Raw genomic sequence first — 24,272 nt, forward strand, 5'->3', positions numbered from 1 at the left:
TACAATTAGGGGGAGCAAGTATGAAATCAGATAAAATTTCAGAGGCTGTCGTACGGAGGTTACCCGTATATTTACGTTATCTGAATGCACTTCACAAACGGGAGGTGGCTACGGTCTCTTCTCAAGAGTTGGGACAGAGGCTAGATTTGAACCCGGCCCAAATCCGTAAAGATCTCGCCTATTTTGGAGATTTTGGTCGGAAGGGTATCGGTTATGATGTTTCTTATCTAATTGAGAAAATACGCCATATCCTGAAAATCGATCAGCAAATTAATGTAGTATTGGTCGGAGCGGGTAATCTGGGGCAAGCCCTTTCGAATTATAACGCTTATTTAAAAGACAATATGAAGATTGTAGCGGTATTTGATGCGTTTCCGGATAAGGTAGGGACCAAGATCAATACATTGGTCGTGCAACCGATGGATGAACTGGAAACGACTGTGAAAGAAAAAAACATTCGAATCGGGATTATTACCGTACCTGATTTTGAAGCACAGCACGTGGCTGACAGGCTTATTGAGAGTGGAATTGGAGCGATCCTGAACTTTGCACCGACTACTCTCAAAGCACCGGCTAACATTCGGATTCATGCCACAGACTTTACAACTGATTTGCTTAGCCTCGCTTATTATTTGGAGGACGGAAAGGAAGAAACACAATATGACAGTGAATAAATGGATGATTAAAAACGGCTCTTTTGCCGTAAATGGACCAGAAGCTGGGGTAATCCATGGTTTTATGATTGTGGAAGATAGCCGCATTACTTACATTGGCGAGACTTTGCCTTCGGGTGAGGAAGAGACGGAAGCGATCGATGGTAAGGGGCTTTTGTTTTTACCTGGTCTGATTAATACTCATGGTCATGCGGCGATGTCTCTGCTGCGTGGGCATGGAGATGACTTGGCACTTCAAGTATGGCTTCAGGAAAAAATGTGGCCTATGGAAGCCAAGTTTACATCTACGGACGTGTACTGGGGTACGTCATTGTCTGTGCTGGAAATGCTGAAAGGTGGTACAACGACCTTCCTGGACATGTACGATCATATGGATGAGGTGGCTCGTGTAGCTGAAGAGTCAGGTATTCGTGCAAGTCTGATGCGTGGAGCAATTGGACTATGTTCGGAGGAAGAACAGCGAATCAAGCTGGCTGAGGCCGTGACTTTTGCGCGTAACTGGCATGGTAAAGCAGACGGGCGTATTACAACGATGATGTCACCGCATGCGCCATACACCTGTCCACCTGCGTTTATTGAAAAATTCGTACAAGCTGCGCATGATCTGGATTTGCCGCTGCATACGCACATGTCTGAGACGATCGCCGAAGTGGAGCAAAACGTACGAGACTACGGTTTGCGTCCAGTTGCACACTTGGATAAGCTTGGCTTTTTCTCCCGTCCTTCGCTTGTTGCCCATGGCGTTCATTTAAACGATGAAGAAATAGCTTTACTGGCTGAACGTGGTGTAGCGGTTTCGCACAACCCAGGTAGCAACTTGAAGCTGGCAAGTGGTGTGGCAAGAGTGCCTGAATTGCTGCGTGCAGGGGTTACCGTTTCTCTCGGAACGGATGGTCCTGCCAGTAATAATAACCTGGATATGTTCGAGGAAATGCGTCTGGCAGCACTTATTCACAAGGGTGTATCTGGTGACCCTACGGCAGTTCCTGCAAGTGAAGCGCTGCGTCTGGCAACAGAATACGGTGCAAAGTCAATTGGTTTAAAAGAAGTAGGAGCGTTGGCAGCAGGCAACAAGGCTGACTTTATCGCGCTGGATCTGAATCAGGCACATTTCTTGCCGCGTACAGATCTTATTTCACATGCGGTATACTCAGCAAGCGCCAAAGACGTGGTTCACGTATGGGTAGACGGTCGTCAGGTTGTGAAAAACGGCGAATGCCTGACTATGGACGAGGAACGCATCAAACATGAGGCACAAGCCGCCTTTGAGGGGCTGCTGTCGCGCTAATTCAGGTGTCACATCCCCTTAGAGAGGAAGCACGGGTTTGAAAAATAAGAAAAAGTGGATAGCGGTCGCCATTTTGGCCGTAATACTGATCCTGGTCAGCATTTTCTGGTATTATTCCTATGTTACTCAAGACCAGGTGGCTGAGAAAAATGCCGCTATCATTAAGGCCAAGCAATCAGGTGGTCTGGTTAGCACGACTCAAACATGGAAGTCTGTGTGGGATCAGGTATATTGGGTGGTTCAAGGGAAAAATGCACAGAATGAAAATATAATGGTGTGGGTTCCTTTTCAAAAAGTGGAAGGACAACCTAACGTACCTGCCGCAGATAATAGCGGTGTTCACACCGAACTGCTGAAGAATGGAGTCGATGAGCAAAAAATGACGGCAATAATTCAGCAGCAGCTTCCAGGTGCAAAAATTGTAAGGCTTCAGCCGAGTGTGTTCAATGGCGAATATGTGTGGCAGTTGTTTTACGATGATGGAAGTCATCATTACTACACCTTTTATCGTTTCTCAGATGGGGTAGCGACGGGTGTAAAATATACTTTGCCCAATAACTGAGCTGGTTGAGGATTAGCAGATGTGGAATGAATGACTAGTAAATAATTGAAAACTCAAGAAAAAGGCGTAAATGCGATGGAAATCGTATTTACGTCTTTTAGTCTTGCTATGCCGTAAAATGGGCTAAAAGCCAGTGAAGCATCTTTACCTATCCATCTTCTCTCCTAGGGCAAATTCATCTTTATGCGGGCAGCACGGAGTGGAGGATTTGAATTTGGAGAAGCAGAGCGTTCGCCTTTGCCGCCGGATTTAAGAATATAATCGAGAAAAATCGGGTGGCAACAGCGATCGTAAGATCAAATCCTACGCTCAGCGTCTCGCCTCCACCTTAACCAAAGATTTTGCCTCATCACAACTCCTCCACACATTGCCTTCGATATTAGATATACGTTATGATATACTATATTTTATAAGTGATAGACAAAAATGATAGAAAAAAGAATTGCTGATCGCTGTAAGATCATGCAATTTGGTTGTTTGTTGACATTCGTCCCGTTTCTTCTGTGTTTTACATTTTGAGAGGAGGATGTTGTTTGAAATTGCGTGCAGTTCCTATCGTTGTGGCGGCAGTTTTGGCAGCTTTGCTGCTATTTGGGGGATGGTTCATTTACCGTCAGGTTACAATGCAAAGTCCTCTGGAAAAACTGGTTTCTCAATATCCAGGCGTGACAAGCGCTCAAATAGATATTAAACAGGATCAGGTTGTATTGAAACTAGATCTCAAACCGCAGGCGGATGTGGCCGGATTAGTCGATGTGGTTAAGCAAAAAGGACAATCCATCATTGGCAGCCGTACCATTAAGCTGGATATTGAAGATCGTTCCAATTCAGCACTGAATCAATGGTGGTCTGAGGCTATGTTTCCTGTAGCCGAAGCGATGGAAAATAAAAAGTATACTCAAATTTCATCTACAGTTGAGCAGATGAAAAAGAAAAAGACGGGTATCAAAGCTGATACCGACATGGATTCGAACAATGTCTATATCCGACTCAGCGAAGGGAAAGCGACCAAGTTTATCGTATTGCCACGTCAATCTCAGCAAATGGGGGTATGGCCTAATGCCTAGATGGATCAAGGAAACATTAATCGGCATAGTGCCGGTGACTATTATATTTCTCGTTTTTATTGGGGTGAATATTATCCCTCTTCTAGTTGCTGGCGTGATGCTCAGCGGCTTGTTAATGCTCATGCATGCGCGTGGCGGCTTGGCCGTAGGTGCTGGGCAAGAACGTAAACGCAAAAAAAGTGGTCCGGACAAGCTGACTTTTGAGGAAATCGGTGGGCAGGAAAGCGCTAAGCAGGAGCTGCGTGAGGCCCTGGACTTTTTGAATCGACATGATGAAATTTCCAAGTTTGGTATCCGTCCATTAAAAGGCGTTCTACTCACAGGCCCTCCGGGAACAGGGAAAACACTGATGGCGAAAGCAGCCGCACACTATACTAATTCTGTATTTGTTGCAGCCTCAGGTAGTGAATTTGTTGAAATGTACGTTGGTGTTGGCGCGGGTCGTGTTCGTGAGTTGTTTCGGGAGGCACGTACTCGTGCAGCCAAGGAAAAGAAGGAAAATGCGATTGTTTTTATTGACGAGATCGACGTAATTGGTGGTAAACGTGAGGGTGGACAGCAACGAGAATATGATCAGACTTTGAATCAGTTGCTGACAGAAATGGATGGCATTTATTCGGCAGATACACCGCGGATTTTGATCATTGCAGCAACAAACCGTAAAGAAATGCTGGACAGTGCCTTAACACGTCCAGGGCGTTTTGACCGTCATATTCAAGTGGATTTGCCTGATAAGAAGGGCCGTCTTCATATTCTTAAAATTCATGCCAAAAACAAACCGATTCAGGAAGATGCGAATCTGGACAAAATTGCTGAGGAATCTTACGGGTTTTCCGGCGCACAGCTGGAGAGCGTGATGAATGAAGCGGCAATCTATGCGATGAGACAGGATCAGAAAATGATTGCGCAGAAGCATCTGTCGATGGCAATTGATAAAGTGATGATGGGTGAAAAGACAGACCGGGAATCGACGTTGGAAGAGAAAAAACGTGTAGCGATTCATGAACTAGGACATGCTATTATGGCCGAAATTGTTCGTCCCGGTAGCGTAAGCCAGGTAGCACTTAGCCCACGTGGGAAAGCGCTTGGCTATGTGCGCCACAATCCACAGCAAGAGCATTATTTATACACCAAGCAGTTCCTGGAGGAGCAGATCATGATCTCGCTCGCAGGGGCCACGGCGGAAGAAATGTACTATGGCGGTCGCAGTACCGGCTCAAGTAATGATTTTGAGCAGGCGCTGAACATCGTCCATACGATGATGACTTCCGGTTTGACTTCACTTGGCATTATTAACATGGAAATGGTAACCAAAGAAGAACTTATGCGGGAAAATGGCGAGATTATGGCAGACCTGCATACCCGGACTTTGGAGTTGCTGGAAAAGCATCGTCCTGTGTTCGACAACTCACTTGACATCCTGATGAAGGAAGAAACTCTGTCTGGAGACCAATTTAGATGTCAATTTAGTGAAAATGCTTTATTACCAGCATAATTTTTTATGCTGGTTATTTTTTTTTACTTTTAGTCCGTGCTAAGATATTATTATCTATTGGGACATAAACATGTATTTTTCGACAAAGAAGGATACAATATATGAGAGTGACCAGGAAAGGGTGGAGTAAAGAATCATGCAATTTAAAAAAATCGGCGTCATCGGCGGCGGCACCATGGGACAGGGGATTTCTGAAATGCTCGCGTCCAAAGGAATCGATGTGCTGCTGGTAGAGCAGACACCAGAGAAACTAGACTACGCCTACAATATGATTGAAACGAGTCTGGACAAACAACTGGAAAAATGGGCAATTACTCAAGCTGAGAAAAAATTGATCTTATCCCGTATTCAAAAAGTAATCCATTTGGCGGAGCTCGGAAGCTGCGATATGGTCATTGAGACTATTACAGAGAATCTGGACGAGAAGAAAGCAGTGTTCCAAGAGCTAGACTATGTGTGTCCAAGCAATATTATTCTTGCAAGTAATACATCCACGCTGAGCCTGACCGAGCTTGCTAGCTCGACCAAGTATCCTGAGCGTGTTATTGGTATGCACTTTATTTATCCAGTATCCCGTATTGATCTTGTAGAAATTATTCGTGGTTTGAAAACTTCGGACGATACATTTGAACACACTAAAATGTTCGTGGAAGAAATAGTGGAGAAAAAAGGAGTCATGATTTATGAATCTCCTGGATTCGTAACAAGCCGGATTATCTGTCTGCTGATTAACGAAGCGGCCCATGTACTTCAAGAGGGCGTGGCTTCCGCTGAAGATATTGATGATGCTATGCGAATCGGCTATAACTTCCAAAGCGGTCCTTTGGAAATGGCTGACCGCTTTGGTCTAGATTCCGTTTTGGCTGCTCTGGAGCGTATGTTCCGTGAATTCGGCGAATTGAAATATCGTCCGTCCATCGTACTGAAGAAAATGGTGCGTGCAGGTAATCTGGGCGTGAAATCGGGCGAAGGCTTCTTTATGTACGACAAGGATGGTGACCGGATATGAAAATTCTCGTAATCAATGCAGGGAGTTCTTCCCTGAAATACCAATTGTATGATATGACGGACGAGTCCGTTCTGGCAAAAGGATTGGTAGAGCGCATCGGTATGGATTCCTCCATTCTTACGCATAAGCCAACCAATAAAGAAGAATACACCGAAGTTAGCGAAATTTTGGAACATACTACAGCCATCCGTAAAGTGCTGAACGCACTCACAGATGCTGAACATGGTGTAATCTCCAGTACTAGTGAAATTCAGGCTGTAGGCCACCGTGTGGTTCATGGAGGCGAAATCTTCAAACAGTCTGCAGTTGTAACGCCTGAAGCGAAGAGTGAAATCCGCCGCTTGTTTGACCTGGCACCACTGCATAACCCTGCTTCCATGATGGGGATTAAAGCGGCTGAATTGAATATGCCAGATGTACCGCAGGTTGTGGTATTTGATACCTCGTTCCATCAAACCATGCCTGAAAAAGCTTATATGTACGCCATTCCAAGAGTGTTGTACAATAAGTATAAGGTTCGTCGTTACGGTGCCCACGGCACTTCCCATGATTTTGTAAGTAAGGAAGCCGCCAAATTCCTTGGTCGTCCTTTGGAAGACCTGAAGATTATCACTTGTCATATCGGTAATGGTGGTAGTGTAACAGCAGTTCAAGGCGGTTTGTCTGTTGATACTTCCATGGGTATGACTCCACTGGAAGGTCTTATGATGGGTACTCGTAGTGGTGATTTGGACCCAGCAATCGTACCTTATGTTATGAACAAAGAAGAATTGACTGTCAATGAAGTCAATTCCATGCTGAACAAGCATAGTGGACTTTTAGCTATCTCCGGTATCAGCAGTGACATGCGTGAAATCACAGAAGGTATGGAAAAAGGCGAAGCTAATTCTACATTGGCATTCGAAATGTATGAATACCGTCTGCGCAAATACATTGGATCGTATGCTGCCGCAATGAACGGGGTAGACGTAATTGCATTTACAGCAGGTGTAGGCGAGAACTCCATCGTTCTGCGTAAGAGAGTGTTGGAGCAATTGACATTCCTCGGTATCGAGCTGGATGAATCGTTGAATGCTATTCGTTCTGGCGAGCCTCGCCGGATTACAACTGCAAATTCAAAGGTAGAAGTACTGATCATTCCAACGAACGAAGAACTGGTTATTGCCCGTGACACGTTCCGTCTGGTTCAGTAGTTCTGTTCGAAAGTATAAACTTTATGCATGCGGACTTACGTTTGAGTTCCGCATGCACCAAACAGCGAGAGCAAACAGCCTGACCCAGGGGGAAGGGCTGTTTGATTTTCGGTTAAGAGGAGAGAGACGGTCATGACGAATAAAAGTACGATTGCCCAAGTGGGCCGCCATGTAGGGGAAACGGTTACAATCGGCGCTTGGGTAAACAATAAACGATCTAGTGGTAAAATTCAGTTCCTGCAACTGCGCGATGGTAGCGGGTATATTCAAGGGGTTATCGTGAAAAGCGAAGTGTCCGAGGATATTTGGAATGACGCTAAATCCTTGACTCAAGAGAGCTCCCTTTACGTTACTGGAGTGGTGCGTGAAGAACCGCGTAGCCAATCGGGCTTTGAATTAACGGTTACAGGCATTGAAATTATTCATTTGACCGAAAACTACCCGATTACACCCAAAGAGCATGGGGTAGATTTCCTGATGGATCATCGTCACTTGTGGCTGCGTTCCGCCAAGCAACGTGCTGTTCTGATCGTACGGGCGGAAATTATCCGTGCTGTACAGGAATTCTTTAACGGCAACGGTTTTACGAAGGTGGACCCACCCATTTTGACTCCTTCCTCTGCAGAAGGCACAACAGAATTGTTCCACATTAAATATTTTGATGAAGATGCGTATTTGACACAAAGCGGGCAGTTGTATATGGAAGCCGCGGCAATGGCGCTGGGCAAAGTATATTCCTTTGGTCCAACTTTCCGTGCGGAAAAGTCTAAAACACGTCGTCACCTGATTGAGTTCTGGATGATCGAGCCTGAGATGGCTTTTGTGGATCATGAAGAATCCTTGCGCGTTCAGGAGCAGTTTGTAAGTCATATCGTGCAATCTGTTCTGAAAAACTGTGCGAAGGAGCTTGAAACAATCGGACGCGATGTTTCGAAGCTGGAGCAAATTCAAGGCGAATTCCCACGTATTACGTATGATGAGGCGATTGCCTTCCTTCAAGGTGAAGGTTTCGATATTCCATGGGGAGAAGACTTTGGTGCTCCTCATGAAACGGCGATTGCTGAAAGATATAACAAGCCTGTGTTCATTACACATTGGCCGACTCACATTAAGGCATTCTATATGAAACCAGACCCGACCCGTCCAGAGGTTGTTTTGTGTGCCGATATGATCGCTCCTGAAGGCTACGGCGAAATTATCGGGGGTTCCCAACGGATTGATGATCCAGCATTGATGGAAGAACGTTTTAACGAGCATAACTTGGCTCGTGAAGCCTACCAATGGTATATGGATCTGCGCACCTATGGTACCGTTCCGCATTCCGGCTTTGGACTGGGCCTGGAGCGTACAGTAGCATGGATTTGTGGACTCGATCATGTACGTGAAACGATTCCGTTCCCACGTATGCTGTATCGTTTGTATCCGTAACCGATGACCGGATCATTCGACAAGACATCAGCGGCAGAATGGGCGGAGGGAGTAGCCTTTGCTATGGAAGCCGGAATGGTCCAGATTCCCTACGCCCTGCTCAAGCATTATCGGACACTTCGGCTGACGGATGGTGAAATGCTGCTACTGATGCAGTTGCTTGCCTTTAAACAAGCGGAACGTAATGAATTTCCGACATGGGAACAATTGCAGTCACGTATCGGATGCACTGCGAACGAAATCGCACTCTATTTCAGTAAGCTCATGAAAGAAGGATTTTTGAGAATCGATTCCGTAGAAGACCGCAGCTCATCCGTACAATTCGAACGTTACAATTTGACGGGGCTGTACCGTAAGTTGGCAGAATGTATGATCGCTGAGCGTAATGAGCAGCACGATGAAGATGACATTTTGTTTGCCGGAAAGCCGGATTTACTGAATGGAATATCAGAATCCCCGCTTACAGAAGAACGGAATTTGTTCACGATTTTTGAGAAAGAATTCGGGCGCCCATTGTCACCGATGGAATACGAGACGATCACCAGCTGGGTGGATCAGGATCGGTATCCCGAGGAGCTGATTTTGCTGGCTTTGAAGGAAGCGGTATTTGCAGGGAAAGTACATTTCCGGTATATAGACCGTATTTTGCTGGAGTGGAGCCGAAACCGTGTTCGTAATGCACAGGATGCCAAAGAATACGCCCAGCGATTCCGTGGTGGCGGACGCAATTGATATATCGGTCTAAATAGGCTTTAATGATAGAGGACACACCATTCCGTCAGGAGGGTGTGTCCTTTTTTAAATATTTTTTTTCGAAATATGCAGGGGAAGGAAATTTCCTGGCGTCTATAGTATTGGGAAGGGGGAGAGCGTCATTGATATAGAGAGAATCATTGAACGAATACGGTCCGGTGACCGGCAGGCGTTCCGTGAGATCGTAGAGCTGTACAGCAAGCATGTATTTCATATCGCCTATTCGGTACTGCATGACAGCAAGGAAGCCGAAGATGCCGCGCAGGAGGCGTTCGTTCAGGTGTACAAGTCTCTCCCCCAATACCGGAACGAAGGATTTAAAACGTGGCTGAGCCGAATTGCGCTCCACAAAGCGCTGGATATTAAGCGCAAACAGGACAGACGACCCGCAGAGCTTATAGACGTGGCACAATCCCTTGTACAGCTCCCTTCCCGGGATGAGGATGTGCTGGCCCGTCTCATCCGCGAGGAGCAAACTGTAGAACTATCGCAAAAAATTGCCCAGTTGCCCCAGCAACATCGGGATATTATTCAAGCCTATTATATGCAGGGCAAAACTTACGATCAAATTGCAGAAGAGACGCAGGTAGCTTTAAAAACAGTAGAGTCGAGACTCTATCGGGCGCGGCTATGGATTCGAAATCACTGGAAGGAGGAGGAATGGCAATGACTGACCAACAAGATAAACCGTGGATTGAAGGGAAATCGAATGACTGGCATGCTTACATTGCAGGAACTTGCACGATAGAAGAATCTGCCCGGCTGGAAAAGCTACTGCTGGAAGACGAACAGGCGCTGATGTTATATCTTGTTGCACTGGAGCAACTGGAGTCAACTTTAAAAGATTATTCTGCCTGGATGGATACGGAGCGCTTCACAGATCAGGTAATGGCCGTTCTTCCCGAGATAGAAGCTGAACCGAGTCAAGTTATGTTCAAAAAACGCCGCTGGTTTGAAAAACCTGTGTTTCATTATGTTGTCGCCGCAAGTCTAACGTTGATCTTGTTGTCCAGTGGAGCCTTTGACAAAATGATGCCGCAAACAGACGGAAAGCCGATTCCTCCAAAAGAACGCGTTTCTTACAGTGAAGAGGTCATGCGAGCTACAACAACCTGGCTCGATAAATTAAAGCCCTAAATCATCGGATAAAGGCTGAGATGAAAAAACTCAAAAATAGCAACCTTCAATTGGGAACTTTATCAAAATCCCATAAATAGAAAGGAAGTGTAGCGATGCCTTATACGGAAAGAAGCAAGCTCTTGGCATTTCTATTGAACATCATTCCCGGTGTGGGACACTATTACTGGACCCGAAAAGCCAATGTGTTTGTATACACCATTTTGTTTTTCGGATGTTTGGCAGGAGGATTATTTCTTGCATTCGTAGTAAGAGACGAATCGCCTTTATTATTCGGTATGTTTGTTGCCGCCCTTTTTTGGGGACTCAGCATGCTGCATATCATGATTAGCTTGTTGCGTTATGATCCTCGTGCAGTCGCTGCTCCATACCCCCCTCATGCAGGGCCCAATCCATATGATTTTTACTCGCAAAATGGACCTTATGGACAGGCTGGTTTAACAGGGGAGGTACCGGAGGGGGCAACACACGCAGATACGGATGTACCGGGAGCAGGAATGGGATATGGCCCGGGCTATAATAACCATTATCAACAAGGACACTATGGTATGGCAGGATCACCTGCTTTTCAAAGAGGATCGGAGAATGAGCGCTTTTTTACGATTTTGCTGTCGTTCATTCCTGGATTGGGACACCTCCATTTGGGGCTGATGCAGCGTGGTTTGTCTTTTTTACTGTCCTTCTTTGGCTTTGGTGCGATTCTTATCTTTATTACTAGCATTACTAACGAATCCGGATTTTTGGCCTTTGCGGGCGTGTTGCCGATTATTTGGCTGTATTGCATGTTTGATGCGGTGCAGCATGTACATCGCAAACAAGCTGGAGAAATTCTTCAGGACCGGACTTTGTTTGAGGAACTGGAGCATGGAAGAATCGAGGGACGCCGAAGTAAAATGCTGGCTACCATTTTATCGGTATTTCCCGGTGCCGGACATATGTATATAGGTTTGCAAAAGCGTGGACTCCAACTCATGCTTTTGTTTTTAGGAGGCATCTATGTACTGGACGTGCTGCATCTTTCACTCTTTTTGTTCCTGCTTCCGGTGGTTTGGTTTTACAGTTTTTTTGATGCATTGCAGCAAGTAAGCCGTTATGGACGGGAGCCGCTGATCGACAAACCTGTGATCGGTATGTTTGCACAATATCACCGCTGGGTAGGCTTGGGGTTACTATTGCTGGGCGCCTATTACATCTTAATCAACGTACTAGTTCCTACTCTGGATCGTCTGTTTCCAAACGGAGAGATTTATAATTTGGTTGACATGTATCTACGGACGATTATCGTATCCTTATTGTTGATCGGCGGTGGTATTTGGATGATGATCGGGAATTCCAAATCTAAACGAGTAAAGGAGAAGCAATAGAATGGATACTGAATTTTCAAAGAGTGAGGCTCCCTTAAAGGGAGTCCATCATCCTCATAGCGATGGAGGAGGTGCCACAGGTATATTGGGTACATCATCTAACAAAAATAGCTCCTCTAAAGCGTCAAACACTCCGGCAGGGGTGTGGAAAGTTGGAAGGCTGTCAATGGGACTTTTCCTTGTCCTGCTGGGGGGCGTAACGTTTGCCTCCAAGTTTTGGGGAGCGGGCATTCTGGACCAGGCGTTAACCTGGTGGCCTGTCGTTTTTGTTTTGCTGGGATTGGAAATTTTAATGTATACTGCTTGGAAAGGGACGCGTGAGCGCATTGGTTATGATTTGTTCAGTATGTTTATTACGGCGGTATTGGTTTTTTGCTGTATCGGATTTGCCTTGGTCAGTTCATTGGGAATCACTCCACAAGTCAGAGAAATAATGAGTTCGGTTCAGGAAACAAGGGTTCTCCCAGACTGGCATGAAAAACTACCTGCCGGAGTGAACAAGGTGATTGTACAGGGGGAAGATCCTTATGCGGTCAAAATTGACGCAACCACCTCACCGGAAGTGCATGTGTTCGGAAGTTATGTATACACAGGCAAAGAGGACGAATTAAAAGGACAAGATTTATATCAAACCAAGCAAATCGGCGATACCTTGTATGTATTACTGGGTCAAATTCCGACACGTTTTATGCAGACTCAGCAGCAGCTTGATGTTACGATTGCTGTACCTGAGGGAACTACGGTTACTGTGCGCGATAGCCGAGGAAATATAATTGAAAAATAGGGAGATCTTCCGGCTCCAACTTTACATTTCGTATCATTCACGCGATACTGGAAGGGAAGCCTGAGATGTCATCCATGTCGCTAGCTAATGGTGTATTTGCTTATCAGGCGAAACTTGATGATGTGCAATCGAATAGCGATTGTGATCGGAAATGAGGGAGAAAAATGATTTCGTTGAATCCTGATACGCTTACAGGGCGTGAAAATTATAAGCTGTTGACCGGAAGTATCATCCCAAGGCCGGTAGCCTTTGTAACGACTTTGAGCAGCGAAGGGGTGCTGAATGGTGCGCCGTTCAGTTATTTTTCCATCGTAGCCTCTGAACCGCCACTGCTGTCTGTATCCGTACAACGTGTCGATGGAGTATCCAAAGATACAGCACGTAATGCGATGGAGCATAAAGCATTTGTCGTACATATCACAGACGAGGACAATGTGGGAGCGGTGAATGTGACGGCTTCCCGTCTGTTGCCGCAGGAGAGTGAGGTTGCACTGGCAGGCCTTACCCCAGTCAAAAGTACAAAAATCGAAGTTCCCGGTGTGGCAGAAGCGAAAATACGCATGGAATGTATTCTGGAACAAGTTATACCGTTGGGAGGCAAGGAGGACTCACCTGCCTGTGATCTGTTAATCGGACGCGTAGTGCAGTATCATTTGTCCGAGGAAGCATACCAAAATACGTATGTGATTGCTAAGGAGTTGCGTCCAGTAAGTCGGTTGGCTGGGAACAACTATGCGAAGCTAGGAGAGCAATTCACGCTGGAGCGTCCCCAATAGGGGGCGTTTTTTTACAGCATGCCTAAGATTTTATGTGGCTAGTAGAATAGAATACCCTAATTATAAAAAAGAGAACGTTCCTGTGCTATCGCTTAGGCTCCGTTCTCGATATTCAATGGCCACTTTTACAAATAATGATAAGCATCTTTGATATTTATGAGTTTATTTACTTCAAAGTTTTCAGTAGCAGGGAGCGATAGGTCGTTTCAAACAAAAATTCAAACGCCTCCAAATGCTTTTTAGCCTCAAATACATCACGGCCCCACGCATAAATGCCGTGGTTACGCAATAAAATTCCAGGCACCTGATCATTCAGCACACCGGGCACCAGCTTGGCAATCGAGGCAATATCTGCGTAATTAGGCAGCACAGGAATATCAATCGCAGCATTTTCGTCCCAAATGTTAAAAGCCTTGATCAGCTCAATACCTTGGATAGGTACAGCGCCTTGCTCACCGTAATATTCGGAAATCAGATTATTAAACACGGTATGCACATGAAAAACGGCTCCGCAGCCTGTCAGGCGGTAAATTTCGCAATGTATAAGCGTCTCTGCGCTTGGCTTGAGGTTTGTCGCTTCTGCCGCTTTTCCGTACTGGTCTACGAACAGAAAATCTTCCGGAGTACGCTTGGTTTTATCCTTACCGCTGGCGGTGACTGCAAAATAAAATTGTTCGGGATGAAAGTCACCGATTCGGATCGACAAATTGCCGCTCGTGCCTGGGAACCAGTTGCGAGATGCGAATAGTTCTTTGACATCAGCGAGTTCTTCCAGTGCGCGGCGTTTTTCTTCCAATGAAATGTCTGCCAAGTTAAAACTCATTTACAGCACCCCTTGCTCCTGTTTTTGCTTTAAATCCTCGATAATGTCATCAAATGTTTCAAAGGGTACATGTGGTACGCCAAGCTCTTGACACTTTAAAGTCAGATGCGAACGGGAGTACACAAGATCGGCAATTTTAGCTCCTTCAAAATCGGTCAGGCTGTCGCCGATCAAAATCCGTTCGTATTGTCCGGAAGGATATTGACGAATCACAGTCGTTTTACACATGCCACAATCATTTGTACACGGTTCCTCACATGGATGCGGCCACGTAATCTGGATGCGCTCCCCGGAAAAATCCGCTCCGTTGCAATAGACGTGGTCGTGTGGAATGTCAAAAGGTTTTAGCAATGGATCAATAAAAAAATCAATGCCGCCACTGGTGACGAAAAATTGAATCTGCTGCTCTCGTACATAGTCCAAAAAGCGTGCAAAGCCCTCGCGTATACCAGCTTGTCCAAGTACATATGAGATAATTTCGTCCTTTTGCTCCGAAGGCATCAGGGCGAACATGGCACCTACGCCTTCACGAATGGATGTATGCCCATTTAAGATTTGATGCATGATGGGCTCACAGCCTGTAGGCTGAAAATGCTTCATAATGGCGACAATATTGTCGCTGTTCGTAATTGTCCCGTCAAAATCGCAAAAAATGACGGGCTTCTTTGCTGTGCTCATCGTTCGCCTCCCCATGTGTCGAGCGCAGATTGCAGCTCGGGGTGAGTACGGGCGTATTCTGCCAGCGGGACATTCTGCTGTACCGCTTCAATCGCCTGCACAAAGGCGCGCCCACCAGCTTCTGTACCCAGCGGATGTCCGTGAATGCCGCCCCCAGCGTTGACAACAACGTCAGTACCAAAATCACGTACAATGAGCGGCACGAGGCCCGGGTGAATCCCTGCGGAAGGGACAGGCATGCTGGCCTTCAGCGGTAGATCAGGGTTGATCAGCTCATCGCGGATTGCCATGTTTTCGTCACGCGGTATCGTCACTGAGCCGTAGGGAGAAGGGAAGAGCACGAGGTCAGCGCCAGCCAGCCGCATAAGCTGACCGAGCAGGACGGACGCCGATATACCATAATGCGGCGATGGATAAGCAGCACCCGCTAACGAAGGATGGGCTGCAATCGGCACCGAGACGGCGGGATCGCTGCTAAGTTCATGCAGCACATCATAACCGTAGGCCAACACGTTAAACAGTAACGCGTTGGCACCCGTATCAATGGCCTTGAGAGCTTGCGTCTTAAGATGCGAGGTTGGCCCCGTTAAATTAGCGGCATACAGCAGCTTTTTACCGGTTTCACGCTCAGCCGCTTCAGCGGCTTTGATGCAGGCTTCGACACGTTTTTCAATCGGCGTCAGCGCGTTTTCAAATAAGATCTCGTCGTCCTTGATCAGATCAACACCACCGAGAGCCTGCCGGGTAAACTGTTCACGAAGTTCGTCCAAATTGAGGCCAATTACAGATTTGAAAATGCTCATGAGCAGGGGGCGATCATACACGCCAAGCTGCTCGCGCAAGCCGCTGATACCGAATTTCGGTCCTGGAAAAGCAGAGCGGAATGCTTCCGAGAAACCCAGCTTCGTTAGCTTAATTCGGCCGTCCATTGAAATTTTGCCGAAGACCGTGACCAGCAGAGCGGGAATGTCTCGGCTGAAGTTGACATCCGGGTAAGCGATGGTCAGGTCCGCGTACCGTTCACCGGGACCTCCATCGTGAATATCCACAGAATGAACCGAGCCAAGATGCTTTTGCATCGCGTCTCGTTTGGCTTGCGGGAGCTCAGTCCAGCTGCCCACCGTCATGCCGATGGCAATAGATTGGCCCTTTTGGTTAAAATCGGCTTTGTCATCGTATACCCGGTAGGTCGCCAAGCAATAGCTCATTCAATTCCCTCCTTGAGTACAGCTCCCATCTCGCGGGATCGTTCAGCGCACCGCTGCACCGCCGCAATCACCGTTTCGTAGAAGTCACCTTTGTCCAGCATTTCCAATGCAGCTACCGTAGAGCCATTAGGAGACATAATTTTGTGGCGAAGGGCAGAAGGCTCCTCTCCGGTTTGCTGCACCATACGTGCCGCTCCAAGCGCGGTTTGCACCGTTAGTTCGTGCGCTTGCTCAGGGGTCAAGCCACCACGGATTCCTCCGGCAATCATGGCTTCCATCAGGTAGTAGACATACGCAGGGCCGCTTCCAGATATCCCGGTCAAAACATCCATTTTCTCTTCTTCTATAACCGTTACCGTACCTACAGATTCGAACATTGTAAGCACGTTTTTACGCTGGTTTTCGCTGATCTCCTTGGAAAAGCTAATACCTGTGGCTCCCAGCCCAATTGAGCTGGATGTATTGGGCATCGTCCGTGCGATCGGCTGCTTGCGACCCAGCAACGTTTGCATCGTACGAATAGACAATCCGGCGATTACCGAAATGATCAGCTGCTCATCAGACAGAAGTGGGCCGAGCTGTCCAAGTGCTTGTGCAGCATCCTTGGGCTTCATGGCAAGCACAATGACCGGAGAACGACGCAGAAGCTCGGTTTTGGCGGCATCCACGGTTTGGAACAAGACTCCATATTGCTTTTGAAGTTCCTCAAGGCGAGCCTGATTACTGCGGTTGATGACGGTAATACCACTAGGAATGACGACAGAACGAGCCGTCATTCCGCGAATAATAGCCTCTGCCATTGATCCTGCCCCGAAAAATGTAATTTGCTCATTAATTAAAACCTTTGTTTGTGATTCACACATAGATTCATAACCTCCAAGGATACAGATTGATTTAAGTTATTATTCCCTGATTTGTCCAGTACCGTACACGCGATATTTGGTTGAAGTCAAGGCAGGCAATCCCATTGGACCGCGGGCATGTAATTTTTGTGTGCTGATTCCGATCTCGGCACCAAACCCAAATTCGAAGCCATCCGTGAAGCGAGTGGATGCATTGTGGTACACGGCTGCCGCGTCCACTTCTTGCAGAAAACGCTCGACATGGGCTTTGTCCTCGGTGACAATACACTCTGAATGCATCGTACCGTAACGGGCAATATGCTCCAGTACTTCGTCCAGATTGTCCACGACCTTTACGTTCATAATGTAATCATTATACTCGGTGCCATAATCCTCTTCTGTAGCAGGAACAGCCCAAGGAACCAATTCTCGTGTGCGTGCACAGCCGCGTAGCTCAACCCCCGCATCACGAAAGCGTTTTGCCAATCCTGTTAAATGTGCTTTAGCATAATCCGAGTGTACGAGCAATGTTTCCATCGAGTTACACACGGACGGTCTTTGCACCTTGGCATTCAGTGTAATCGCTTCGGCCATTGCGGTATCCGCTGTAGCATCCAAAAAGGTATGGCATACACCAGCTCCGGTTTCGATGACAGGTACGGTAGCGTTCTGAACAACATTTTGAATGAGTGAACGCCCGCCGCGTGGAATAATTACATCCAGCAAGCCGTTCAAGGTGAGCATTTCGTTGACCGAGGCACGGTCTGAATCTTCAATAAGTTGAAGCGCCTCGCGTGGCACAGCTGTTGCGTCTAGTGCCTGCTGGAGTACTTCGATAATCTTGCGGTTGGAGAATAGGGCGGCCGAACCACCGCGTAGCACAACCGGATTGCCTGTTTTCAAGCACAGGCCCGCGGCATCCACGGTTACATTTGGACGCGCTTCATATATGATGCCGATGACACCCAGCGGTACACGTATCTTCTCAATTCGCAGGCCGTTTGGACGTTCAATTTGCTCAAGGGTGTCGCCGACCGGGTCAGGCAGTGCCACAATTTGGCGTAATCCTTCGGCAATAGCTCCGATTCGGTCCTCGGTCAGCTTGAGGCGGTCGAGCAGAGATTCTGATGTTCCCTGTTCCCGTCCACGTTTCAGGTCATTATGGTTTGCTGCAATCAGCTCTTCAGTATGATTTACTAGAGCTTCAGCCATAGCAAGCAATGCTTCGTTTTTCTGTGCTGTAGTCAGGCGGTTCATGACCCCGGCACTTTTTTTAGCAAGATTCGCTTTGGTTCGTACTTCGCTAAACTGGTTCTCCTCGGTTGCAGCTGTGTTAGTCGTTAAATCACTCATGTTACGGCCTCCCTACATACATAATGTAATCCATTCATCCCTGTGGATCACCTCAAGCCGGTGAATGGGACCAATTTTGCCCACAACCTCGCCGCTGGGTAATCCTTGTACATTTCGGAGCTGTTCATCGTCATAATTGACGATGCCGCGTCCTAACACTTTATTTTCCGGTCCGAGCACCTCAACGACATCTCCGGCATGAAAGCTGCCCTCGACACGACGTACGCCAACCGGAAGTAGACTGTGTCCTCCGTGAACCAACGCTTCCTCAGCCCCTTCATCTACATGCACCGCGCCCAGAGGGGTGGACATAAATCCAAGCCACTGTTTTTTCATCGGAAGTGAAGAGAGGTGGGTGTCAAAATAAGTTCCCGGTCCGTGTCCTTCGACGGCTGCGTCTAGATCACCATTCGCGCTTACGCGTCCCACATATACAGGTACACCGCCGCGTGTAGCGACTTTGGCAGCTTCGATCTTGGATCGCATGCCGCCAGTACCTACAGATGATCCAGAACCTCCAGCTAATGCATAAATCTCCTCTGTAATTTCTTCGATACGTTCAAAACGTACGGCATTCGGATGTTTGCGCGGATCTGCAGTATATACGCCATCGGTGTCCGTAATGATAATCAGATGCTGAGCTTTGACCAGATTGGCAACCAGCGCAGACAGCATATCGTTATCGCCGAATTTCAATTCGTCAATCGATACAGTATCATTTTCGTTAAAGATCGGGATAACCTGCTGACGCAGCAATTCTTCTACGGTCATTCCGGCATTATTCATCCGTTTGCGGCTCAAAAAGTCACTACGGGTTAGCAGAACCTGCGCGATCACTAGGTCAAAATCTTTAAAAGCCTGCTCATAGGCCTGCATGAGAAGAGCTTGGCCAACAGCTGCTGCCGCCTGCTTTTCATGCAGTAGCTTAGGGCGAAACGGGTACCCAATCTCCCTGAATCCGGCGGCTACTGCGCCTGATGTAACCAGCAGCACTTCATGACCTTTTGCACGAAGCAAGCTGATTTCCCGGGCAAAATAAGCGATGGCTTCCCGATTCAAGCCACCTTCCACTCCAGTCAGAGAGCTGCTTCCGATTTTAATGACGATTCGTGTTGACAAGACGTCCACTTCCTTAATTTTACTCTTTTTAATGCAAAAAAACTTCCATCCTTTGTATGCAAAGGACGAAAGTTTGTGCTTCCGCGGTACCACCTTCATTGATGATTCATGATCATCCCACTTGAAACCTGTTAACGGCAGGGACCGCCTGATTGCGCAGGGCGCTCGGGGATAGGAGTTGGGAGAGAGTCCAGGTAAATTCTTGCAGCCTATCGGAATTTACTCTCTGAACAGGACCGAGTCTCTCTTAATAGTCCCTTCAACGCGCTAAATGATATTGGATACAGAATACCACGAAAAGACCAGGTTTGGCAAAGAAGTTGTAGCTGGAAAATACGGCTTAACCAAACAGGTTTAGCTTGCCAATTCGATCAGCCGCCTCGGTCAGTCGAGCTTCTGAGCTCAGCAGCCCCGCTCGCACATATCCTTCGCCGCCGCTCCCGAAGCCGATCCCTGGAGCGACAGCCACCTTGGCTTCCCGCAACAGCAGATCGGCAAAAGAAGCCGAAGTATAGCCCTGCGGCACAGGCAGCCAACTGAAAAAGGAGCCGCTTGGGCGCGTCGCCTTCCAGCCTATTTGCCCAAGTGCATCATAAAAAGCGTTACGGCGTGATTCATAGCGGGCTACCAGCTCGCCTACGCAGATCTGCGAGGCCGTCAGGGCTGTCGCCGCTGCTGCCTGAATGCCGCCAAACAAGCTTACATAAATATGATCCTGTAGCAGATTAATCATCGAGATGATTTCGGCATTACCGAGCGCGAAACCAACACGCCAGCCCGCCATATTGTACGTTTTGGACAAGGTATAGAACTCAATCCCCACGTCTTTAGCACCCTCTGCCTGGAGGAAGCTCACCGGACGTTCGCCATCAAATCCAATAGCACCATAGGCGAAATCACTGGCAACCACAATACCGTTACGTTGCGCGAATTCAACCGTATCCTCGTAAAAAGAAAGTGGAGCCGTTGCCGAGGTTGGATTATTCGGATAGTTAAGGAACATTAACTTGGCGCGGCGGCGTTCTTCCTCGAAAATGGCTTCATAATCGGGCAGAAAACGGTTCTCCTCCTTTAATGGGAGAAAAGACATTTCCGCTTTAGCCAAGGCTACGCCAGACCAGTAGTCCGGGTAGCCGGGATCAGGTACGAGACACACATCGCCGGGATTGAGTAAGACTTGCGGCAGCTGAACCAAACCTGTTTTTCCGCCAAACAGGATGGCGACCTCGGTTTCAGGGTTGAGCATCACACCGTAATCCTCCTGATAGCGCTGGGCAACGGCTTCCTTGAGAAAGCTGTAACCGCGAAATGGCGAATATTTATGATACAGCGGGTTATCCGCTGATTCCTGCAAAGCTTTTACAATATGAGAAGGAGTGGGGGTGTCCGGGTTCCCTTGTCCGAGATTAATGACATCATGTCCCGCCGCAATTTCACGGTTTACATTTTGTACAAGTGTGGCAAAAAATTGAGTAGGTAACTGTTTCATGACGTCAGCGGAGGGAATAGAAAAATGAGTCATCAATACACACGACCTTTTGGAATAGTTTAAGAAATAATCTATCACGATTTTACCGAGTTGTATAGGGGGAATTAAGCTTGCATAGTTGCGTAATCCAGACTGATCGGGCTATGATGGGGGAAAATACCGGATAATGGGTCGCGGGAAGCTCCGGCTCACAAGGAGGATGAAGGATTTTGACGTATCAGGAAGCCCAGCCGTTCAGTGTTGCACTCATACAAGCTCATATAGAGATAGGAAATCCCCCGGAAAACCGCAGTCATATCCGAGCTTTAATGGAACAAGCGATGAAAACCGAACTAAAGCCGGATCTGATTGTCCTGCCGGAAATGTGGAATACGGGCTATGCCTTGGATCGCATTCATGAGCTGGCGGACAAGGAAGGGACGGAGACTCGGGCATGGATAGCAGCATTCGCCGCCACCCATCAAGTGAACGTAGTAGCTGGGTCAATCGCAGAGAAAAAGAGCGACGGTCATGTGTATAATACGATGCTCGTTTTTGACCGCACAGGCAGAGAGGTTGCTTCGTATTCCAAAATTCATCTATTCCGACTTATGGATGAAGAAAAATATTTGCAGCCTGGCGAAGAAAAGGTTTTATTCGCACTGGATGGCGGTATTCAGGCAGGTGCGTCAATCTGCTATGATATCCGTTTTCCTGAACTAGCCCGCAGTTTGGCCTTGTCGGGCGCAAATTTGCTGATCGTACCCGCGGAATGGCCTCATCCCCGGCTTCATCACTGGCGTACCTTGTTGACCGCACGTGCTATAGAAAATCAGATGTATGTCATTGCTTGTAATCGGGTAGGTCGTAGCGGAGATACTGATTTCTTCGGGCATTCGCTTATTATTGATCCATGGGGAGAAATCATTGCTGAGGGCGGAGAGCAGGAGGAGATTCTCACAGGAACAATTGAGTCTGTCTTGGTGCAGGACGTGCGTGGTCGTATTCCGGTGTTTGAAGATCGGCGTCCCTCACTGTATGACCGATAATCAGTGCAGAAAAGATTACTCCATGCTTAAGGAACGCATTGATTTTTTGTGTAAAAAGAAAAACTTGTCCCGTAAAGAGCTGGTAGACGGGCTGGTGACACCCCCACATTTTGCGAATATACTGGCTGACCGTTACCCGTTTGCAGAGGATCTGGCCGAGCAAATTGCTGGGCGTTTAGGTGTAAACCCATCCTACCTCTTGCGTGCAGCGGCAGAGGATGAGGGGACGCTGGCTACAGCGGATAAGATTTTCACAGAGCTGTCCAAGCTGGCTAATCCTGCCACGGAAAGCTATGTGGATCAGCTGAAGGATCGCAACGATTCGCTTGTGGTGGAAATGACGACTTATTTGATGAAGGCCGTATATTACCAGCAATTAAATGACCCAACGGCCTATGAATATTTACATCAGACAAAATTAAGCTTCAGTTTAAGCTGAGTGTAACGAAAAACAACGGCGATACATTTAATGTAACCACGCAAAAGGATGTTTTTTCTTCCCAACTATCCAAACTGCAGCAGGGAAGTATTATAGAGGTCATTTATTCACCTCAAGATCCTTCAAAATTAGTCTTTAAAACACAAGTGAGTGAAGCCGAGGTACAGCAAGCATTTGGTTCTTCTCGATAATAAAAAAGTTTTCCGATATCTGTTTCAGATACAGCCCATAGGTGTATTATAATAGTATCCCGACACCAGGAGGTTGATAACGATGGATAACCAAAGTAGATCCGAACTGGCGAATAGGGATGGCCTGTCACGGCCGAGAGGCTTAAATAGACAGGTTGTCGGAAACAATTATGAAATGGGCTATGATCAGGATAAAAGTCCACCAGATTTAGGGAGACCCTGATCACAAAAAGGCGAGGACAGGCACTTTGGGATCACACAGCACATTGGAACTGAGGTAGGACACTCTTGGGAGACCAAGGCTAGAGACCTTAAGGAAAGAAGTGATGCGAGATGGATAAAGTGGAGTTTCCGAGCAAGCGTAAAGTAATCAGGCGAGGCTGACATGAAATTCAAATGAACATGAAATGTGGTTCGTTGAAGACAGATGGAAGCAACATCGCAACCGTGTAATCGAACCTGTAAAGTAAATGAAGTATTGAAAGTATAGGGGTGAAGCCCCGGGACCGCCTTCTTCTCTGGCTTTGGCTAGGGAGGAAGACGGTCCTTTTCACATTGGAAGCTACTTTTGAGAAAGTTGCTCGACCGTTTCTCGGAAGGTATCAATAAAGGCTTCGGCAGCTTTGGACAAATAACGTCCGTTTCGGTAAGCAATGGCCAGGGTACGGCTAGGGGTAGGTTCGGCGAGTGGCAATAATGCTGGAACAAACTCGCTGCTGGCGGCCCGGGCGATAAAACGGGGGACGAGTGTCACTCCCATACCTGTCGCTACGAGCGATTGGAGCGTCTCCATATTAGTGCTCTCAAACACCACATTAGGTTCAAAGCCCGCTTGATGACACAAATCCATCGTCAGCTTGCGAAAGCCTTGCCCTTTTTTCAGCACGACAAAAGGCTCATCTTTCAGTTCTTCCATATGCACAGGCTGCGGATGGCCTCCTTTTTTACGCAGGGCTAGGGGGTGACCTGGAGGAACGGCAAGATCAATCCACTCTTCACCGATGGGCACATAGGAAAGTGTAGGTTCAACTAATGGAAGAGATAGCAGGCTGAGATCTGTATCCCCACTGGCAGTTTTTTTCTCCAGATTCATGGATGAATCCTCGACTAACACGATTTCAATGTCCGGATGAGCCTTCTTGAATACAGGCAGCACATGCGGCAGCAAATGAGAACCTGTGATAGGCATACTGCCAACCACAACCTTCCCTTTTCGCAGTTGAGAAATGTCGTCCATTTCCTGCCGGAGCTGCTCGACTGCATCGACTATTTTTTTTGCCTTTTCTACAAAGCTTGCTCCTGCATGTGTTAATTCCACCGTGCTGGTGTTGCGTTGAAATAAAAGTACCCCAAGTTCTTTTTCCAGTTTGGATAATTGTTGGCTCAAAGAGGGCTGAGCAATATGCAGTTTTTCTGCTGCACGTGAGAAGTTTTTTTCCGCTGCAATTTGCAGGGTGTACTGAAGCTGTCTGAATTCCATCGAATTTTGCGCCCCTTGTCTTATAAGTTTTACCTATTACATCATAGACTGATTATACAATAATAAAATGAAATTCCCAATCTTAACGAATC

General features: G+C 47.3%; 25 protein-coding genes. 17 read left to right on the forward strand and 8 right to left on the reverse strand.

Features of this window, described 5'->3' with window-relative positions; genetic code table 11:
- Positions 1-20: 20 nt before the first annotated feature.
- The 14 genes from NLX73_RS04245 (at position 21) to NLX73_RS04310 (ending at position 13,530) form a co-directional block, all read left to right on the forward strand.
- Positions 21-674, forward strand: coding sequence for a redox-sensing transcriptional repressor Rex (locus tag NLX73_RS04245; protein ID WP_061829186.1), 654 nt, complete (start codon positions 21-23; stop codon positions 672-674).
- Entirely contained in the window at positions 661-1,962 is a 1,302-nt protein-coding gene (locus NLX73_RS04250) for an amidohydrolase (RefSeq protein ID WP_069289812.1), read from the forward strand. The genes NLX73_RS04245 and NLX73_RS04250 overlap by 14 nt, the downstream gene beginning before the upstream one ends.
- Before the next feature lie 37 nt (positions 1,963-1,999).
- Entirely contained in the window at positions 2,000-2,524 is a 525-nt protein-coding gene (locus NLX73_RS04255) for a cell wall elongation regulator TseB-like domain-containing protein (protein ID WP_061829184.1), read from the forward strand.
- Positions 2,525-3,057: 533 nt separating this feature from the next.
- On the forward strand, positions 3,058-3,591 hold the full coding sequence (locus NLX73_RS04260; protein WP_254325421.1) for a hypothetical protein: 534 nt from the start codon (positions 3,058-3,060) through the stop codon (positions 3,589-3,591).
- Positions 3,584-5,086 carry an AAA family ATPase gene (locus NLX73_RS04265; protein WP_254325422.1) on the forward strand — a complete coding sequence of 501 codons (1,503 nt, stop codon included), beginning with the start codon at positions 3,584-3,586 and terminating at the stop codon, positions 5,084-5,086. The genes NLX73_RS04260 and NLX73_RS04265 overlap by 8 nt, the downstream gene beginning before the upstream one ends.
- A gap of 136 nt (positions 5,087-5,222) precedes the next feature.
- Positions 5,223-6,095, forward strand: coding sequence for a 3-hydroxyacyl-CoA dehydrogenase family protein (locus NLX73_RS04270; protein ID WP_254325423.1), 873 nt, complete (start codon positions 5,223-5,225; stop codon positions 6,093-6,095).
- On the forward strand, positions 6,092-7,288 hold the full coding sequence (locus NLX73_RS04275; RefSeq protein WP_013310675.1) for an acetate/propionate family kinase: 1,197 nt from the start codon (positions 6,092-6,094) through the stop codon (positions 7,286-7,288). The genes NLX73_RS04270 and NLX73_RS04275 overlap by 4 nt, the downstream gene beginning before the upstream one ends.
- 132 nt (positions 7,289-7,420) lie before the next feature.
- On the forward strand, positions 7,421-8,716 hold the full coding sequence (gene asnS, locus NLX73_RS04280) for an asparagine--tRNA ligase (protein ID WP_013310674.1): 1,296 nt from the start codon (positions 7,421-7,423) through the stop codon (positions 8,714-8,716).
- A 3-nt stretch (positions 8,717-8,719) separates the two neighbouring features.
- Positions 8,720-9,448, forward strand: coding sequence for a DnaD domain-containing protein (locus tag NLX73_RS04285; RefSeq protein ID WP_069289808.1), 729 nt, complete (start codon positions 8,720-8,722; stop codon positions 9,446-9,448).
- A 202-nt stretch (positions 9,449-9,650) separates the two neighbouring features.
- Entirely contained in the window at positions 9,651-10,139 is a 489-nt protein-coding gene (locus NLX73_RS04290) for an RNA polymerase sigma factor (RefSeq protein ID WP_061829179.1), read from the forward strand.
- The gene (locus tag NLX73_RS04295; protein WP_061829178.1) at positions 10,136-10,606 is read left to right on the forward strand and encodes a hypothetical protein; all 471 of its coding nucleotides are present in this window, start codon (positions 10,136-10,138) and stop codon (positions 10,604-10,606) included. Before NLX73_RS04290 ends, NLX73_RS04295 begins: the two co-directional genes overlap by 4 nt.
- Before the next feature lie 95 nt (positions 10,607-10,701).
- The gene (locus NLX73_RS04300; protein WP_069289806.1) at positions 10,702-11,970 is read left to right on the forward strand and encodes a multi-tm2 domain protein; all 1,269 of its coding nucleotides are present in this window, start codon (positions 10,702-10,704) and stop codon (positions 11,968-11,970) included.
- 1 nt (position 11,971) lies between these two features.
- Positions 11,972-12,754, forward strand: coding sequence for a hypothetical protein (locus NLX73_RS04305; protein ID WP_165177175.1), 783 nt, complete (start codon positions 11,972-11,974; stop codon positions 12,752-12,754).
- A gap of 164 nt (positions 12,755-12,918) precedes the next feature.
- Positions 12,919-13,530, forward strand: a complete 612-nt coding sequence (locus tag NLX73_RS04310) for a flavin reductase family protein (protein WP_061829175.1) — start codon at positions 12,919-12,921, stop codon at positions 13,528-13,530.
- 166 nt (positions 13,531-13,696) lie between these two features.
- Here NLX73_RS04310 and NLX73_RS04315 read toward each other — a convergent pair whose 3' ends face one another.
- From NLX73_RS04315 to NLX73_RS04345, 7 genes are all read right to left on the reverse strand, one after another.
- Complete coding sequence (locus NLX73_RS04315) at positions 13,697-14,353, reverse strand: methylthioribulose 1-phosphate dehydratase (protein WP_254325424.1); 657 nt, start codon at positions 14,351-14,353, stop codon at positions 13,697-13,699.
- A complete protein-coding gene (locus tag NLX73_RS04320) occupies positions 14,354-15,031 on the reverse strand; it encodes a 2-hydroxy-3-keto-5-methylthiopentenyl-1-phosphate phosphatase (RefSeq protein WP_254325425.1) in 678 nt (225 codons plus the stop codon).
- Positions 15,028-16,239 carry a 2,3-diketo-5-methylthiopentyl-1-phosphate enolase gene (locus NLX73_RS04325; protein ID WP_254325426.1) on the reverse strand — a complete coding sequence of 404 codons (1,212 nt, stop codon included), beginning with the start codon at positions 16,237-16,239 and terminating at the stop codon, positions 15,028-15,030. The genes NLX73_RS04320 and NLX73_RS04325 overlap by 4 nt, the downstream gene beginning before the upstream one ends.
- Positions 16,236-17,102 carry a pyrroline-5-carboxylate reductase gene (proC, locus tag NLX73_RS04330; protein ID WP_254325427.1) on the reverse strand — a complete coding sequence of 289 codons (867 nt, stop codon included), beginning with the start codon at positions 17,100-17,102 and terminating at the stop codon, positions 16,236-16,238. Before proC ends, NLX73_RS04325 begins: the two co-directional genes overlap by 4 nt.
- Positions 17,103-17,141: 39 nt before the next feature.
- On the reverse strand, positions 17,142-18,434 hold the full coding sequence (locus NLX73_RS04335; RefSeq protein ID WP_254325428.1) for a glutamate-5-semialdehyde dehydrogenase: 1,293 nt from the start codon (positions 18,432-18,434) through the stop codon (positions 17,142-17,144).
- A 12-nt stretch (positions 18,435-18,446) separates the two neighbouring features.
- Complete coding sequence (gene proB, locus NLX73_RS04340) at positions 18,447-19,652, reverse strand: glutamate 5-kinase (RefSeq protein WP_069289799.1); 1,206 nt, start codon at positions 19,650-19,652, stop codon at positions 18,447-18,449.
- A gap of 241 nt (positions 19,653-19,893) precedes the next feature.
- On the reverse strand, positions 19,894-21,075 hold the full coding sequence (locus NLX73_RS04345; RefSeq protein ID WP_254325429.1) for a pyridoxal phosphate-dependent aminotransferase: 1,182 nt from the start codon (positions 21,073-21,075) through the stop codon (positions 19,894-19,896).
- 176 nt (positions 21,076-21,251) lie between these two features.
- Between NLX73_RS04345 and NLX73_RS04350 the strand changes: the two genes are divergently transcribed.
- The 3 genes from NLX73_RS04350 (at position 21,252) to NLX73_RS04360 (ending at position 22,923) form a co-directional block, all read left to right on the forward strand.
- Positions 21,252-22,070 carry a carbon-nitrogen family hydrolase gene (locus tag NLX73_RS04350; RefSeq protein ID WP_069289797.1) on the forward strand — a complete coding sequence of 273 codons (819 nt, stop codon included), beginning with the start codon at positions 21,252-21,254 and terminating at the stop codon, positions 22,068-22,070.
- 22 nt (positions 22,071-22,092) lie between these two features.
- Positions 22,093-22,509 carry a helix-turn-helix domain-containing protein gene (locus tag NLX73_RS04355; RefSeq protein WP_254325430.1) on the forward strand — a complete coding sequence of 139 codons (417 nt, stop codon included), beginning with the start codon at positions 22,093-22,095 and terminating at the stop codon, positions 22,507-22,509.
- A 273-nt stretch (positions 22,510-22,782) separates the two neighbouring features.
- Complete coding sequence (locus NLX73_RS04360; RefSeq protein ID WP_023989112.1) at positions 22,783-22,923, forward strand: hypothetical protein; 141 nt, start codon at positions 22,783-22,785, stop codon at positions 22,921-22,923.
- Between the two features lie 339 nt (positions 22,924-23,262).
- Here the strand turns inward: NLX73_RS04360 and NLX73_RS04365 are convergent, their stop codons facing one another.
- The gene (locus tag NLX73_RS04365) at positions 23,263-24,180 is read right to left on the reverse strand and encodes a LysR family transcriptional regulator (protein WP_069289796.1); all 918 of its coding nucleotides are present in this window, start codon (positions 24,178-24,180) and stop codon (positions 23,263-23,265) included.
- Positions 24,181-24,272 lie beyond the last annotated feature (92 nt).

Source organism: Paenibacillus sp. CH40 (assembly GCF_024213605.1).
Classification (GTDB): Bacteria; Bacillota; Bacilli; order Paenibacillales; family Paenibacillaceae; genus Paenibacillus; species Paenibacillus polymyxa_B.

Coding starts and splice junctions, on each gene's coding strand:
- NLX73_RS04310 (WP_061829175.1), top strand. CDS start 12,919: ATGATTTCGTTGAATCCTGATACGCTTACAGGGCGTGAAAATTATAAG.
- NLX73_RS04335 (WP_254325428.1), bottom strand. CDS start 18,434: ATGAGTGATTTAACGACTAACACAGCTGCAACCGAGGAGAACCAGTTT.
- NLX73_RS04325 (WP_254325426.1), bottom strand. CDS start 16,239: ATGAGCTATTGCTTGGCGACCTACCGGGTATACGATGACAAAGCCGAT.
- proC (WP_254325427.1), bottom strand. CDS start 17,102: ATGTGTGAATCACAAACAAAGGTTTTAATTAATGAGCAAATTACATTT.
- NLX73_RS04305 (WP_165177175.1), top strand. CDS start 11,972: ATGGATACTGAATTTTCAAAGAGTGAGGCTCCCTTAAAGGGAGTCCAT.
- NLX73_RS04285 (WP_069289808.1), top strand. CDS start 8,720: ATGACCGGATCATTCGACAAGACATCAGCGGCAGAATGGGCGGAGGGA.
- NLX73_RS04300 (WP_069289806.1), top strand. CDS start 10,702: ATGCCTTATACGGAAAGAAGCAAGCTCTTGGCATTTCTATTGAACATC.
- NLX73_RS04245 (WP_061829186.1), top strand. CDS start 21: ATGAAATCAGATAAAATTTCAGAGGCTGTCGTACGGAGGTTACCCGTA.
- NLX73_RS04250 (WP_069289812.1), top strand. CDS start 661: ATGACAGTGAATAAATGGATGATTAAAAACGGCTCTTTTGCCGTAAAT.
- NLX73_RS04360 (WP_023989112.1), top strand. CDS start 22,783: ATGGATAACCAAAGTAGATCCGAACTGGCGAATAGGGATGGCCTGTCA.
- NLX73_RS04365 (WP_069289796.1), bottom strand. CDS start 24,180: ATGGAATTCAGACAGCTTCAGTACACCCTGCAAATTGCAGCGGAAAAA.
- NLX73_RS04320 (WP_254325425.1), bottom strand. CDS start 15,031: ATGAGCACAGCAAAGAAGCCCGTCATTTTTTGCGATTTTGACGGGACA.
- NLX73_RS04355 (WP_254325430.1), top strand. CDS start 22,093: ATGCTTAAGGAACGCATTGATTTTTTGTGTAAAAAGAAAAACTTGTCC.
- NLX73_RS04315 (WP_254325424.1), bottom strand. CDS start 14,353: ATGAGTTTTAACTTGGCAGACATTTCATTGGAAGAAAAACGCCGCGCA.
- proB (WP_069289799.1), bottom strand. CDS start 19,652: ATGAAGGTGGTACCGCGGAAGCACAAACTTTCGTCCTTTGCATACAAA.
- NLX73_RS04270 (WP_254325423.1), top strand. CDS start 5,223: ATGCAATTTAAAAAAATCGGCGTCATCGGCGGCGGCACCATGGGACAG.
- asnS (WP_013310674.1), top strand. CDS start 7,421: ATGACGAATAAAAGTACGATTGCCCAAGTGGGCCGCCATGTAGGGGAA.
- NLX73_RS04295 (WP_061829178.1), top strand. CDS start 10,136: ATGACTGACCAACAAGATAAACCGTGGATTGAAGGGAAATCGAATGAC.
- NLX73_RS04265 (WP_254325422.1), top strand. CDS start 3,584: ATGCCTAGATGGATCAAGGAAACATTAATCGGCATAGTGCCGGTGACT.
- NLX73_RS04275 (WP_013310675.1), top strand. CDS start 6,092: ATGAAAATTCTCGTAATCAATGCAGGGAGTTCTTCCCTGAAATACCAA.
- NLX73_RS04345 (WP_254325429.1), bottom strand. CDS start 21,075: ATGACTCATTTTTCTATTCCCTCCGCTGACGTCATGAAACAGTTACCT.